Origin of the sequence: Streptomyces sp. YPW6 (assembly GCF_018866325.1) — a bacterium.
Classification (GTDB): domain Bacteria; phylum Actinomycetota; class Actinomycetes; order Streptomycetales; family Streptomycetaceae; genus Streptomyces.
Window position 1 is genome coordinate 5,563,622 of record NZ_CP076457.1, and the last position, 14,013, is coordinate 5,577,634.

Consider the following 14,013-nt stretch of genomic DNA (forward strand, 5'->3'; position numbering starts at 1 on the left):
GCGGGCTCCGCCGACGGCACCGCGGACCTGGCCCGGCCCGCCCCGTCCGGCGTACGCGACAATGGAGCCATGACCACGCTCGCCCCCGCCCTCCCGCAGCTCCGCATCGGCCCGCACACCGTGCAGCCGCCGGTCGTGCTGGCCCCGATGGCCGGCATCACCAACGCCCCCTTCCGCACCCTGTGCCGGGAGTTCTCCGGGGGCAAGGGGCTGTTCGTCAGCGAGATGATCACGACGCGGGCGCTGGTCGAGCGCAACGAGAAGACCCTGCAGCTCGTCCACTTCGACGCGACCGAGACACCCCGCTCGATCCAGCTCTACGGAGTGGACCCGGTCACCGTCGGCAAGGCCGTCCGCATGATCGTGGAGGAGGACCTCGCCGATCACATCGACCTGAACTTCGGCTGCCCCGTCCCCAAGGTCACCCGCAAGGGCGGCGGCTCCGCGCTTCCGTACAAGCGGCCCCTGCTGCGGGCCATCCTCCGGGAAGCCGTCTCGGGCGCCGGGGACCTCCCCGTCACCATCAAGATGCGCAAGGGCATCGACGACGACCACCTCACCTTCCTCGACGCCGGACGCATCGCCGTCGAGGAGGGCGTGACCGCCGTCGCCCTGCACGGGCGCACCACCGCCCAGCACTACGGCGGCACCGCCGACTGGGACGCCATCGCCCGGCTCAAGGAGCACGTCCCGGAGATCCCCGTGCTCGGCAACGGCGACATCTGGTGCGCCGACGACGCGCTGCGGATGATGCGCGAGACCGGGTGCGACGGGGTCGTCGTGGGGCGCGGGTGCCTCGGGCGGCCCTGGCTCTTCGCCGATCTGGTCAGCGCCATGGAGGGGCGCGCCGAACGGCACGCGCCCACCCTGCGCGAGGTCGCGGACGTCATGGTGCGCCACGCGACGCTGCTGGGGGAGTGGATCGGCGACGAGGCGCGCGGCGTCATCGACTTCCGCAAGCACGTGGCCTGGTACCTCAAGGGCTTCGCCGTCGGCTCCGAGATGCGCAGGAGGCTCGCCGTCACCTCCTCGCTGGAGGAGCTGGCGGGCCAGCTGCACGAGCTGGACCTCGACCAGCCCTGGCCGGACGGCGCCGACGGGCCCCGCGGGCGGACCTCCGGCAACAACCGGGTCGTCCTCCCGGACGGCTGGCTCAAGGACCCCTACGACTGCGCTGGTGTCAGCGCCGACGCCGAGCTGGACACCTCCGGCGGCTGAAGCGGTACGGGTGTGGCTCAGCCCGCCACGCCCGGCCCCGCCCGCCGCTCCAGCGGCGCCGCCGCCGCGCTGTTCATCACGTTGAAGACGACACTGCCCGCCCGGTAGCGGTCGTCGGTCCACTCGATGGCCCGGCCCGCCGCCGTGTACGTCAGGTGACGCTGGCGCAGCAGCGGGCTGGCCCGGCGGACCCGCAGCAGCCGGGCGTCCTCGCTGCCCGCCGCCACCGCGTCGATCAGGTGCTCACCGTGGTGCGCCACGATGTCCGCGCGCTCCGCGATGCTGTCCATGACCGAGACGCAGTCCTCGGGCAGCGCGCGGACCACCGGGGCGACCCAGTCCGCGTACACCGTGCGCTCCACCATCACCGGCTCGCCGTCCAGATGCCGCAGCCGCAGGACGTCCAGGATGCCGCTGCCCGGCTCGGCGCCCAGGCGGGCCGCCTCCTCGTCGGTCGCGGGGCGCGTCGTGCGGGCGAGGATGCGGCTGGAGGCCTCGTAGCCCATCGCCCGCGCCCACTGGGCGAAGCTGTTGAGCTGCTCGAAACTCTGCCGGCGCTCCTGGCACAGGACCACCCGGCGCGCCCCCTGCCGGGAGCCGATCAGGCCCTCCGAGGCCAGCAGCGCCACCGCCTGGCGGACCGTGCCGCGCGAGACCTCCCACGTCGCGGCCAGGTCACTCTCCGACGGCAGCCGGGAGCCCGGCGGACGGACGCCGCTGCGGATCGCCTGCCGCAGAGACTCGGCGATCTCCTCGTAGCGTGAACGGCCCACGCGCCCCCCGTCGGTCGGTGTCCCCCAGCTGTGCACAGGTACGGGTCCGGGCCTGAGGGTGGATCCCACTCTATCCCTCCCTCCCGGTGCCGCCGTGCACGGATTCCGTACCTACCACAACCCCGAAACGACGGGCCTTCCTCTTCCTCGCCTCTTGCGGCACCGGTCATCGGACGTTAACTCCTCGGACACCTGAGCCGGGCGAACTGATGCCAGCTTGTATGAACAAGTGGCCATCCTCGCTCCCCGGGAGACACACCGTGCACAGAGCCCGACCCCGCCCCCGTCCTCGCGCCACCGGCCGTGCCGTGGCCGCACTCGCCCTCTCCACCGCCGCCCTCACCGCCCTCACCGCGTGCGGCGCCGCACCCGAGGAAGAGGCCGCCACCGGGGTGAACGGGGTGAAGTCGACGGAGGCGACCTCGGCCGCCGACTTCGGCGGGATGGAGGAACTCGTCGCCGCCGCCGAGAAGGAGGGCGAGCTGAACGTGATCGCCCTGCCGCCGGACTGGGCGAACTACGGCGAGATCATCGAGGCCTTCCAGGCCAAGTACAAGGTGAAGATCAAGAGCGAGACCCCGGACGCCTCCAGCTCCGACGAGATAGCCGCCGTCAAGTCCCGCAAGGGACAGAAGCGCGCCCCCGACGTCCTCGACCTCGGCATCGCCTTCGCCCGCAGCGGCGCCGCCGAGGACCTCTTCGCCCCGTACAAGGTCGCCTCCTGGGACAAGATCCCCGACAGCCAGAAGGAGGCGGACGGCCGCTGGTACAACGACTACGGCGGGTACGTCTCCATCGGCTGCGACGCCGCCCGCATCACCACCTGCCCCGAGACCTTCGCGGACCTGCTGAAGCCCGAGTACAAGGGGAAGGTCGCCCTCAACGGCAACCCGACCAAGTCCGGCTCCGCGTTCGGCGGCGTGTACGCGGCCTCCCTCGCCAACAAGGGCTCGTTCGGCGACATCCAGCCCGGCATCGACTTCTTCGGCAAGCTGAAGAAGAGCGGCAACTTCATCCCCGTCGAGTCCACCCCGGCCACCGTCGAGAAGGGCGAGACGCCGATCAGCATCGACTGGGACTACCTGAACGCCGGGTACGCCGACCAGTTCAAGAGCAAGGGCGTCGACTGGCAGGTCTCGGTGCCGTCCGACGGCGTGTACGCCCAGTTCTACTCGCAGGCCGTCAACAAGGACGCACCCCACCCGGCCGCCGCCCGGCTCTGGATGGAGTACCTGTACAGCGCCGAGGGCCAGAACCTCTGGCTCAAGGGATACGCCCGCCCCGTGCTGCTGCCCGCCATGACCGAGGACGGCACCGCCGACAAGGCCTTCGTCGCCAAGCTGCCGAAGGTCGAGGGCACCCCGGCCTTCCCCTCCTCCGAGGAACTGGACCGGGCCAACGCCACCCTCGCCGAGAACTGGGACAAGGCCGTCTCCTGATGACCGTCCCGCACCCGTCCGCCGCCCCGGGACCCGGGGCGGCCGCCGTGAGGGGCGGCGGCCGCATCCGCCGCCGCCCGTCCCGTGTCTGGCTCGGCGCGCTCCCGCTGCTCGTGTTCGCCGGGCTCTGCTTCGGACTGCCCGCCGGGGCCCTGCTGTACGGGGCGCTCACCCGCACCGATCCGGTCGCCGGGACCACCGCGTTCACCGGCGAGCACCTGTCGCGCTCACTCCAGGGCCCGTACCTCACCTCGCTCCTCGGCAGCGTCCAGCTCTCCGCGCTGACCGCGGCCCTCGCCACCGTGCTCGGGGTGCTGATCGCCCAGGCCGTCGTCACCTCCCGGCGCGGCGCCCTGCGCGGCGCGGTCCTCACCGCCTCCGGGGTGCTCGCCAACTTCGGCGGGATCCCGCTCGCCTTCGCCTTCGTCGCGACCCTCGGGATCTCCGGCGTCGTCACGGAACTCGGACACCTGGACGCCCTCGGCTGGAACCTCTACTCCTTCACCGGGCTCACCGTCATCTACCTCTACTTCCTCGTCCCGCTCATGGTCCTCGTCGTCGTCCCCGCGCTGGACGGGCTCCGCCCCCAGTGGCGGGAGGCCGCGCTCAGCACCGGGGCCTCCGTCCCGCAGTTCTGGCGCCACGTCGGCCTGCCCGTCCTCGCGCCCTCGCTGCTCGGCGGGTTCGTCCTGCTCTTCGGCAGCGCCTTCGCCGCGCACGCCACGGCCGCCGCCCTGGTCGGCGGCTCCGTACCGCTGGTCACGCTGAAGATCGCCGACGCCCTCTCGGGCAACGTCCTGGTCGGCCAGGAGAACGTGGCCCTGGCGCTGAGCCTCGACATGATCGTGATCGCCGGACTGGTGATGGCGGTCTACCTGCCCCTCCAGCGACGGAGTTCCCGATGGCTGCGCTGACCCCCGTCTCCACCGCTCCCGTCTCCGCCCCGGTGAGGACGGCCCGCCGCCCCCGCTACTGGCGCGGCGCCGTCCTCACCGTCGCCGGGCTCTACTTCCTCACCCCGCTGGTCTCCTCGTTCGTCTTCACCGTCCAGGTTCCGGGGCAGGGCCTCACCGTCGCCGCGTACAGCGGAATCCTGTCGGCCGACGGCTTCACCGAGAGCCTGTTCCTCTCGCTCTCGCTGGCCGCCGCCACCATCGCGCTCGCCCTGCTGCTCGTCGTGCCGGCCCTGGTCGCCGTCCGGCTCGGGCCGCCCCGGCTGCGCGCCGTCGTCGAGATCGTCTGCATGCTGCCGCTGGTGGTGCCGCCGATCGCGCTGGTCACCGGGATCGCCACCGTGCTGCGCTGGGGGCCCGACCACTTCTCCCGCACCCCGCTCTACCAGACCTTCCTCGCCGTGCAGAACGAGTCGTTCCCGGTGGTGCTCGTCCTCGCGTACACCGTGCTGGCGCTGCCGTTCGTGCACCGCTCGCTGGACGCCGGACTGCGCGCGGTCGACGTGCCGACGCTGGTGGAGGCGGCCCGGAACTGCGGGGCGGGGCGGCTGTACGTGATCCTCCGCGTCATCCTGCCCAACCTGCGCTCCTCGCTCGCCGCGGCCTCCTTCCTCACTCTGGCGCTGGTGCTCGGGGAGTACACCGTCGCCTCGCTGCTGGGCTTCCGCCCGTTCGCGGTGTGGATCGTCTCCGTCTCCGGCGCCGAGGCGCGGATGTCGGTCGCGGTGTCCCTGCTCTCCCTGCTCATCACCTGGGTCCTGCTGCTCGCCCTCTCCCGGGCCGGAAGCGGTCCGTCCGCCCCGGCCCCCGATTCCGCCCCCGCGGCCGTGGCCGCCGCACCGGCCTCCGGGTCCGCCCCGGCCCCGGCCGCCGCCGGACCCGTCGCCACCACCCCGGCCGCCGCCCCCACTCCCGTACCCGGCAAGGAGTAGCCGACCATGTCAGCCCTGCCAGTCCAGCCCACCGCCGCAGCCGGCCGCCGCCCCGACGCGGCCCGGCTCGCCGGGGATGCGCCGCCCGCCACCGGAGCCCGGGTGGAGTTCCGCTCGCTGCGCCGGGCGTTCGGCCCGACCGTGGCCCTCGACGGGCTCGACCTCACCGCCGAACCCGGCGAACTGCTCGCCCTCCTCGGCCCCTCCGGCTGCGGCAAGACCACCGCGCTGCGGGTGCTCGCCGGGTTCGAGCAGCCGGATTCCGGTGAGGTCCTGGTCGATGGCGAGGACATCACCCGCGTCCCCGCCAACCGGCGCGACGCCGGAATGGTCTTCCAGTCCTACAGCCTCTTCCCCCACCTGAACGCCCGCGACAACGTCGCCTTCGGCCTGCGCGTGCGGAAGGCGCCCGCCGCCGAACGGCACGCCACCGCCGCCGAACTCCTCGACCTGGTCGGGCTGCCCGACCACGGCGGCCGCTTCCCGCACCAGATGTCCGGCGGCCAGCAGCAGCGGGTCGCCCTGGCCCGCGCGCTCGCCCTGCGCCCCCGGGTGCTGCTGCTGGACGAACCGCTCTCGGCGCTCGACGCCAAGGTCCGGCTCACCCTCCGCGAGGAGATCCGCCGCCTGCAGCTCTCGCTCGGGATCACCACCATCTTCGTCACCCACGACCAGGAGGAGGCCCTCTCCATGGCCGACCGGGTCGCCGTCCTCAACGCGGGCCGCCTGGAGCAGTGCGCGCCCCCGGCCGAGCTGTACGAACGGCCCGCCACGGCCTTCGTCGCGGAGTTCGTCGGCACCATGAACCGGCTGCCCGGCCGTCTGACCGGCACCGGTTCGGTCGAGGTCGCCGGCTGCACCCTGCCGGTTCTGCCGGCCGACGGCGAGGTCCTCGGCGGCAGCGGGCCCGTGGACGTGCTGATCCGGCCCGAGGGCGTTCGCGTCGAGGCCGAGCCCGGGGGGCCGGCCACCGTCGTCTCCGCGTCGTTCCTCGGCTCGGTCACCCGGGTCCTGCTCGACCTCCCGGACGGTGTCGCGGTCAAGGCCGACCTGGCGTCCCGGGACGCGGCGGACCTGCTGCCCGGCGTACGGGCCCGCGTCACGCCCGTACCGCGTCCGGTGCTCGTCGTTCCCGCGGGTCCCGCCGCCGGTTCGCGGACGGACGGCCGGGCCGGGAAGGCGGCGGCATGAGCATGCCCGCCGCCGTGCTGTTCGACATGGACGGCACCCTCGTCGACACCGAGGTGCTCTGGTGGGAGACGGCCCACGAGGTCGCCGCCGGACTGGGCCACCGGCTCACCGAAGCGGACGCCCCGGAGGTCGTCGGCCGGGCCGTCGCGGACACCGCCGCTCATCTGATCGCGGTGACGGGAGGCACGGCGGCCGGGCTGCCCGGGGTCGTCGCGGAGCTGACCGGCTCCTTCCACCGCAAGGTCGACGCGGGCGCCCCGCTGCGCCCCGGGGCCGCCGCGCTGCTGGCGGCCCTGGAGCGGCACCGGGTGCCGTTCGCCCTCGTCAGCGCGTCCCCGCGCAGCGTCGTGGACGCGGTGGTGGCCGGGTCGCTGGCGAAGGTGCCCTTCGCCTTCACGCTCTCCGCCGACGACACCGTACGGACCAAGCCGCACCCCGATCCGTACATGGCGGCGGCGACCCGGTTCGGGGTCCCGGCGTCGGCCTGTGTGGCCGTCGAGGATTCCCCGGACGGCACCGCGTCCGCGCACGCCGCGGGGTGTGCCGTGCTCGTGGTGCCCTCGCTGCTGCCGGTCGATCCCGCGCGGGGCAGGACCTTCGCCCGTAGCCTGGAAGAGGTGGATCCCGGGGTGCTCGGCGACTGCCTGAGGCGTCCCGAGGAGTCCGGATCCTGAAATCCGGGGTCCGAATCGGGCGTGATTCACGCCACCCTTGATCGGGGTTGCGCTCAGATGAGCGGAAAACGGCTGGCTGCACTTCTGGAAGACGTGGCACTGAGTGCCACCCTCTTCCCTTCGAGAAGTGGACTCACCTGCTCCGCTCTCCGCTCGGATGAGCGGCTATGGTCAAGATTCGGCCATGTCGCCTTCAGGAGGTGAACTCAAGGATTCCTGCGCTTCGGCCGGGCGACCCTTTCGATCTGCTGGCGGACGGGTGGTTGCGGCCGTATGACGACCAAGTGGACGTACCCATACACCTTCGATCTGGGTATGTTCCTCGCCGTCAGGGCAGCCACCGCGTCCTCGAGGAGTCGAGACCCGTGTCGGAAAACAACGATCCCCAGAAGTTCGTCTACGACTTCACCGAGGGCAACAAGGATCTGAAGGATCTTCTGGGCGGCAAGGGCGCCAACCTCGCCGAGATGACCAACCTCGGGTTGCCCGTCCCTCCGGGCTTCACGATCACCACCGAGGCCTGTCAGGTCTACCTGGAGAGCGGTGACGCGCCGACCGCGCTGCGCGACGAGGTGAGTGCGCACCTCACGGCGCTGGAAGAGCGCATGGGCAAGCAGCTCGGCCAGGCCGACGACCCGCTCCTGGTCTCCGTCCGCTCGGGTGCCAAGTTCTCCATGCCGGGCATGATGGACACGGTCCTCAACATCGGGCTCTCCGACGCCTCCGTGGCGGGTCTCGCCACCCAGTCCGGTGACGAGCGCTTCGCCTGGGACTCCTACCGCCGCCTCATCCAGATGTTCGGCAAGACCGTCCTCGGGGTCGACGGCGAGCTCTTCGAGGAGGCCCTGGAGGCCGCCAAGCACGCGAAGAAGGTCACGGTCGACACGGACCTCGCCGCGGCCGACCTGAAGAAGCTGGTCAAGCAGTTCAAGAAGATCGTCGAGTCCGAGGCCGGGCGCGAGTTCCCGCAGGACGCGCGCGAGCAGATGGACCTCGCCATAAACGCGGTCTTCGACTCGTGGAACACCGACCGGGCCAAGCTCTACCGCCGCCAGGAGCGCATCCCCGGCGACCTCGGCACCGCCGTCAACGTCTGCTCGATGGTCTTCGGCAACCTGGGCCCCGACTCCGGTACGGGCGTCGCCTTCACCCGCGACCCGGCCAGCGGCCACCAGGGCGTCTACGGCGACTACCTCCAGAACGCGCAGGGCGAGGACGTCGTCGCCGGTATCCGCAACACGGTGCCGCTCGCCGACCTGGAGTCGATCGACAAGAAGTCGTACGACCAGCTCATGCAGATCATGGAGACCCTGGAGAACCACTACAAGGATCTCTGCGACATCGAGTTCACCATCGAGCGCGGCCAGCTCTGGATGCTCCAGACCCGGGTCGGCAAGCGCACCGCCGGCGCCGCCTTCCGCATCGCCACCCAGCTCGTCGACCAGGGCCTGATCGACGAGGCCGAGGCCCTCCAGCGGGTGAACGGCGCGCAGCTCGCCCAGCTGATGTTCCCGCGCTTCGACATCGAGGCGAAGACCGAGCTGCTCGGCCGGGGCATCGCCGCGTCCCCGGGCGCCGCCGTCGGCAAGGCTGTCTTCGACTCGTACACCGCGATCAAGTGGTCCCGCTCCGGCGAGAAGGTCATCCTGATCCGCCGCGAGACCAACCCCGACGACCTCGAAGGCATGATCGCCGCCGAGGGCATCCTCACCTCGCGCGGCGGCAAGACCTCGCACGCGGCGGTCGTGGCGCGCGGCATGGGCAAGACCTGTGTCTGCGGCGCCGAGGACCTGGAGGTCGACACCAAGCGCCGCCGGATGACGGTCGGCGGCATCGTGATCGAGGAGGGCGACCTCGTCTCGATCGACGGCTCCACCGGCAAGGTCTACCGGGGCGAGGTGCCCGTCGTGCCGTCCCCGGTCGTCGAGTACTTCGAGGGCCGCATGCACGCGGGCGCCGACGACGCCGACGAACTGGTCGCCGCCGTGCACCGGATCATGGCGTACGCGGACCGGGTACGCCGGCTGCGCGTACGGGCCAACGCCGACAACGCCGAGGACGCCCTGCGGGCCCGCCGCTTCGGCGCCCAGGGCATCGGCCTGTGCCGGACCGAGCACATGTTCCTCGGCGAGCGCCGCGAGATGGTCGAGAAGCTGATCCTCGCGGACACCGACGAGGAGCGCGAGACCGCGCTGGCGGCACTCCTGCCGCTCCAGAAGGCCGACTTCATCGAGCTGTTCGAGTCGATGGACGGACTGCCCGTCACGGTCCGCCTCCTGGACCCGCCGCTGCACGAGTTCCTGCCCGACATCACCGAGCTGTCGGTGCGCGTCGCGCTCGCCGAGTCCCGCAAGGACGCCAACGAGAACGACCTGCGTCTCCTCCAGGCCGTGCACAAGCTGCACGAGCAGAACCCGATGCTCGGCCTGCGCGGCGTGCGCCTCGGGCTCGTCATCCCCGGCCTGTTCGCCATGCAGGTCCGGGCGATCGCGGAGGCCGCCGCGCACCGCAAGAACGCCAAGGGCGACCCGCGCGCCGAGATCATGATCCCGCTGGTCGGCACGGTCCAGGAGCTGGAGATCGTCCGCGAGGAGGCCGACCGGGTCATCGAGGAGGTCCAGGCGGCCACCGGCACCGACCTCAAGCTGACCATCGGCACCATGATCGAGCTGCCGCGCGCCGCGCTGACGGCCGGCCAGATCGCCGAGGCCGCGCAGTTCTTCTCCTTCGGCACGAACGACCTGACCCAGACGGTGTGGGGCTTCTCCCGCGACGACGTGGAGGCCTCGTTCTTCACCGCGTACCTGGAGAAGGGCATCTTCGGGGTCTCCCCGTTCGAGACGATCGACAAGGACGGCGTCGGCTCGCTGGTCCGCAGCGCCGTCGAGGCCGGCCGGGCCACCCGCCCGGACCTCAAGCTCGGCGTCTGCGGTGAGCACGGCGGAGACCCGGAGTCGGTGCACTTCTTCCACCAGGTGGGCCTGGACTACGTCTCCTGCTCGCCGTTCCGCATCCCCGTCGCCCGCCTGGAGGCGGGCCGGGCCGCAGCCGAGTCCCGGGGCAGTGACAGCCGCTGACCCGGACTCATGGTCCGGGGTGCACGAACACCCCGGACCTCAGGGGCAGGGCTGCACGAACAGCCCTGCCCACCGACCACGGCCGCTGAGCGGCCTGCCCCTCCGGGACCGCCCCGGCAGCCGAGCCCGGCCCTCACCGGGCGCCCCGGCCCGGCGGCGGCCCCGGAGCACCGAGAAGCGGCGGCACCCTGTGCGGGGGTGCCGCCGCTTCGCTTTGCGCCGACCGAAGTGACCGGCGGTAAGGGGCCCGGTGCGGCCGGATGCGACCGGCGGTACGGGAGAGGTGTGCGCGGAAATGACCGGCGGTACGGAGAAGCCGTCAGGAGCGCGCACCGAATGTCAACGAAGAATGTGGCGCAGAGCACATTGCTTCGTTTAATGCGCAAAGAAATTCGGGTGACGGTCGGGAAGCCGGACCGGGGTGCGGTCCATGGATCCCCACCCATGGACCGCACCCGGCTTACCCCCGTCGGGTACGGAGCCGCACCGTCGCCCACCGCCGCCGAACACGCAAAGCCCCCCACGGCCTTCACGTGCTCATCCGGTGGGCACCGGATGCGTACCCGACGTCGTACAGCCTCTTCGGTGAAGCGGAACGGGGCGAGGCCTTTCACTTCTGGCCGAAACCCCGTGGTGACCTCCTGTGACGGTCCGCATACCCTTCGGTGGGGGGAATTGCGGATGCAACAGGTGGGGGAGTAGTGCTGCGGATCCATGTGTCCAGGCTGGACCTTTCGCGGGTGCGGATGGCCACGAGACCGGACGCGTTGTGGGAAACCATTCTGAGTTTTCACCGGCTCAGGGACCGGCGCGCTTCGACGGTGTTCGGGAAATGGCGTACGGAATCCCGGGCACGGTTGAATGGTGAAGCGCAGCTGCTGGCGGCGGTCGTTCCGCCCCGGGGCTATTTCCCGGATTTCCTGACGCCCTCTCAGGAAGGCGCCGAGCCCTTCGGGCTCGACGTCGGCATGGAGGCCCTGCGCGACACCCCCGCCGACCGGGTCCACGCGGAGCTGGAGCTGCTGGCCGCCGACCGCACACGGCACCGTACAGACCGGTCGGTCGGTCAGCGCGCGGCCGGGGCGGGCCGCGCGGCCACGGCGCTGCCCGCCGCGCTCATGGAAGGCCGTGCCGAGCCGCTCACCCGGCTCATCGGCGCGCTCCGCAGCTACCACCAAGCGGCCGTCGAGCCCTACTGGCCGCACATCCGGGCCAGCATCGAGGCGGACCGGGCCGTACGCGGCCGGGCCCTGCTGGACGGCGGCACGGACGAGCTGCTGGCCACCCTGCCCCCGACGATCCGGTGGCGCTCACCCGTGCTGGAGGCGGACTACCCGGTCGACCGCGACCTGCATCTGGACGGGCGCGGGCTGCTGCTCCAGCCCTCCTTCTTCTGCCGGGGCACGCCCGTCGTCTACCGGGACCCCTCGCTGCCGCCGGTCCTCGTCTATCCGGTGACCAACCCCGGCGCCCCGGTCTTCGCCGAGCCGGGCCCCTGGCTCGGCCGTCTCGTCGGCCACACCCGCTCGGCCGTCCTCTCCTCGATAGGGACGGGCTGCACCACCAGCGAACTCGCCCGCAGGGCCGGGGTGTCGCTGGCGTCCGCGAGCCAGCACGCCTCCGTGCTGCGCGAGGCGGGCCTGGTCCTGACGCTGCGCCACGGCAGCTCGGTCCTGCACACCCTGACCCCGCTCGGCGGCTCCCTGCTGCGCGGCGGGGCCCCGCTCACCCTTCACTAGGGGCCGATGGTCACACCGCTGCCGGCCGTCCGCCCTCCGCTGCCTGCCGTGTGCCGTGTGCCGTGTGCCGTCCGCCGCCTGCCGTCCGCCGTCCGGGAAATTTCTCCGCCGAACGGCGATGAGTTCCGCGCGGCCCCGCCGTCTACCCATCGAAAGCGCCGGACGGAGCACCGCGGGCGCCACGGGACAGAGGAAGAGGAAACGGCCATGACTCAGATGATCTTCGTGAACCTGCCGGTGAAGAACCTGGAGACGACGGTGGGCTTCTTCGGGAAGCTCGGCTACACGACGAACCCCGCGTTCAGCGACGACAAGACCGCGTGTCTGGTGATCAGCGACACGATCTTCGCGATGCTGATGACGGAGGAGCGCTTCAAGGAGTTCACCAAGAAGGACGTGGTCGACGCCTCGACGGCGACCGAGGTCATCCTCGCCCTCAGCGCCGACAGCCGCGAGAAGGTCGACGAGCTCGCCGACGCGGCGCTGGCCTCCGGCGGCTCCCCGGCGGGCGAGACGCAGGACCTGGGCTTCATGTACGGCCGGTCGTTCCAGGACCCCGACCACCACATCTGGGAGGTCGTCTGGATGGACCCGGCCGCCGCCGAGGGCCAGGCCTGAGCCGTGATGGCGGGTGCCGGTGTCGCGGGGGTGCGCCGGGGCCGTGGGAGTGCGCGGGGGCCGCGCAGGGGGCGTGGACGCCCCCTGCGGGCCACCCGGCGCGTGCGGAGCGTCCGCGTCAGCTGCGGAACGGCCCCTTCACCTCGTACGTGATGCCGCCGGACGAGCTGCCGCTCGTCCCGCGCTGCGAGGAGAAGTAGAGGCGGCTGCCGTCCGGCGAGAACGCCGGCCCGGTGATCTCCGAGCCGGACTGGCCGGTGATCCGCAGGAACGGGGCCACCGTGTCGTCCGGCGTGATCAGGCAGATCTCCATGTTGCCGCCGTCCTCCGCGATGTAGAGGTCGCCGGACCCGGAGCGGGTGACGTTGTCCACCCCGGTCAGCGGGGCGGAGCCGCCCGTCACCAGGGAGTCGTCGTAGGCGAGGGAGATCGACGAGGTGGTCGCGTCGTACGCCCACACCCGGTTGTCGCCCTTGGTGGTGAACCAGCAGGTGCCCGCCGCGTAGAAGCAGCCCTCGCCGCCGTTGAACACCTTCGCCCCGGACACCTGGTACCGCGTCTGCGTGGAGGAGGCGGCCGGATCCGGCACGTTCGACCAGGTCACCGGACCGGACGTGCCCGAGCCGGCGACCAGCACCTGAAGGGTGCCGCTCGACAGATTCCCCCAGGTGGAGGGCCGGAAGCGGTAGAAGCGGCCGTCGCTCTCGTCCTCGGTGAGATAGATGTAGCCGTGGTCCGGGTCGGCCGCCGCCGCCTCGTGCTTGAAGCGGCCCATCGCCGGGCGCCGCACCGCCGCGTTCACGCCCCACGGGTCGGTCTCGTAGACGTACCCCCGGGTGACCTCCTCGCAGGAGAGCCAGGTCTTCCACGGGGTGGCGCCGCCCGCGCAGTTGTTGTTCGTGTTCCCCAGGATGCGGTACGCGGAGGTCACCGTCCCCGAGGAGTTGAACCGCACCGCGCTCGCCCCGCCCCCGCTGCCGGGGGACACCTCGGCGTTCGAGACGTAGATCCAGCCCGAGCCGTCGGCGTACGTCGCGCCGCCGTCCGGCGCCCGGTGCCAGCGGTAGGAGGTGCCGGGCACGGTCTGCCCGGAGCGGGCGATCACGCGGCTGGTGAAGCCGCTCGGCAACCGGATCCCGTCCCCGTTGGCCGCCTGGAGCGCGCCGTACGGGCCGGGGGCCGGCTGGGCCGGGTCGGCGAAGGCGGCGCCCCGCCACAGAGTGCCGCCGAAGGCGGCCGCCGAACTGCCGATCACCGCGGTGCGCAAGAAGTTCCGACGTTCCACGATCACTCCACGCATGAGTGTGGCCCGCTGCTCCGGACGGACCGGCGGGTCGCGCGTCAGCACTGTAGGAGTGCGGAGTTGACGGAACGGCAAGGGGAGATGAACGGGTGACGG

The 14,013-nt window shown here is 71.9% G+C and carries 11 protein-coding genes; 9 read left to right on the forward strand and 2 right to left on the reverse strand.

What is annotated here, in order from left to right; genetic code table 11:
* The first annotated feature begins 69 nt into the window (after positions 1-69).
* A complete protein-coding gene (gene dusB / locus KME66_RS24480) occupies positions 70-1,218 on the forward strand; it encodes a tRNA dihydrouridine synthase DusB (protein WP_216325944.1) in 1,149 nt (382 codons plus the stop codon).
* Between the two features lie 17 nt (positions 1,219-1,235).
* Here dusB and KME66_RS24485 read toward each other — a convergent pair whose 3' ends face one another.
* Positions 1,236-1,991, reverse strand: a complete 756-nt coding sequence (locus KME66_RS24485; RefSeq protein WP_216325946.1) for a GntR family transcriptional regulator — start codon at positions 1,989-1,991, stop codon at positions 1,236-1,238.
* 260 nt (positions 1,992-2,251) lie between these two features.
* Here KME66_RS24485 and KME66_RS24490 point away from each other — a divergent pair, with 260 nt between their 5' ends.
* The 8 genes from KME66_RS24490 (at position 2,252) to KME66_RS24525 (ending at position 12,614) form a co-directional block, all read left to right on the forward strand.
* Positions 2,252-3,430, forward strand: coding sequence for an ABC transporter substrate-binding protein (locus KME66_RS24490; protein WP_073216978.1), 1,179 nt, complete (start codon positions 2,252-2,254; stop codon positions 3,428-3,430).
* A complete protein-coding gene (locus KME66_RS24495; RefSeq protein WP_216325949.1) occupies positions 3,430-4,344 on the forward strand; it encodes an ABC transporter permease subunit in 915 nt (304 codons plus the stop codon). The genes KME66_RS24490 and KME66_RS24495 overlap by 1 nt, the downstream gene beginning before the upstream one ends.
* A complete protein-coding gene (locus tag KME66_RS24500) occupies positions 4,332-5,315 on the forward strand; it encodes an ABC transporter permease (RefSeq protein ID WP_216325953.1) in 984 nt (327 codons plus the stop codon). The genes KME66_RS24495 and KME66_RS24500 overlap by 13 nt, the downstream gene beginning before the upstream one ends.
* A 6-nt stretch (positions 5,316-5,321) precedes the next feature.
* Positions 5,322-6,506, forward strand: coding sequence for an ABC transporter ATP-binding protein (locus KME66_RS24505; RefSeq protein ID WP_253208471.1), 1,185 nt, complete (start codon positions 5,322-5,324; stop codon positions 6,504-6,506).
* Complete coding sequence (locus KME66_RS24510; RefSeq protein WP_073216983.1) at positions 6,503-7,180, forward strand: HAD family phosphatase; 678 nt, start codon at positions 6,503-6,505, stop codon at positions 7,178-7,180. The genes KME66_RS24505 and KME66_RS24510 overlap by 4 nt, the downstream gene beginning before the upstream one ends.
* A gap of 365 nt (positions 7,181-7,545) precedes the next feature.
* On the forward strand, positions 7,546-10,257 hold the full coding sequence (ppdK, locus tag KME66_RS24515; RefSeq protein ID WP_073216984.1) for a pyruvate, phosphate dikinase: 2,712 nt from the start codon (positions 7,546-7,548) through the stop codon (positions 10,255-10,257).
* A gap of 701 nt (positions 10,258-10,958) precedes the next feature.
* Complete coding sequence (locus KME66_RS24520) at positions 10,959-11,996, forward strand: helix-turn-helix transcriptional regulator (protein WP_073216986.1); 1,038 nt, start codon at positions 10,959-10,961, stop codon at positions 11,994-11,996.
* A gap of 207 nt (positions 11,997-12,203) precedes the next feature.
* A complete protein-coding gene (locus KME66_RS24525; RefSeq protein ID WP_216325956.1) occupies positions 12,204-12,614 on the forward strand; it encodes a VOC family protein in 411 nt (136 codons plus the stop codon).
* A gap of 118 nt (positions 12,615-12,732) precedes the next feature.
* On the opposite strand, the gene KME66_RS24530 is transcribed toward KME66_RS24525, so the two are convergent.
* Complete coding sequence (locus KME66_RS24530) at positions 12,733-13,899, reverse strand: alkaline phosphatase PhoX (RefSeq protein ID WP_073217144.1); 1,167 nt, start codon at positions 13,897-13,899, stop codon at positions 12,733-12,735.
* Positions 13,900-14,013 lie beyond the last annotated feature (114 nt).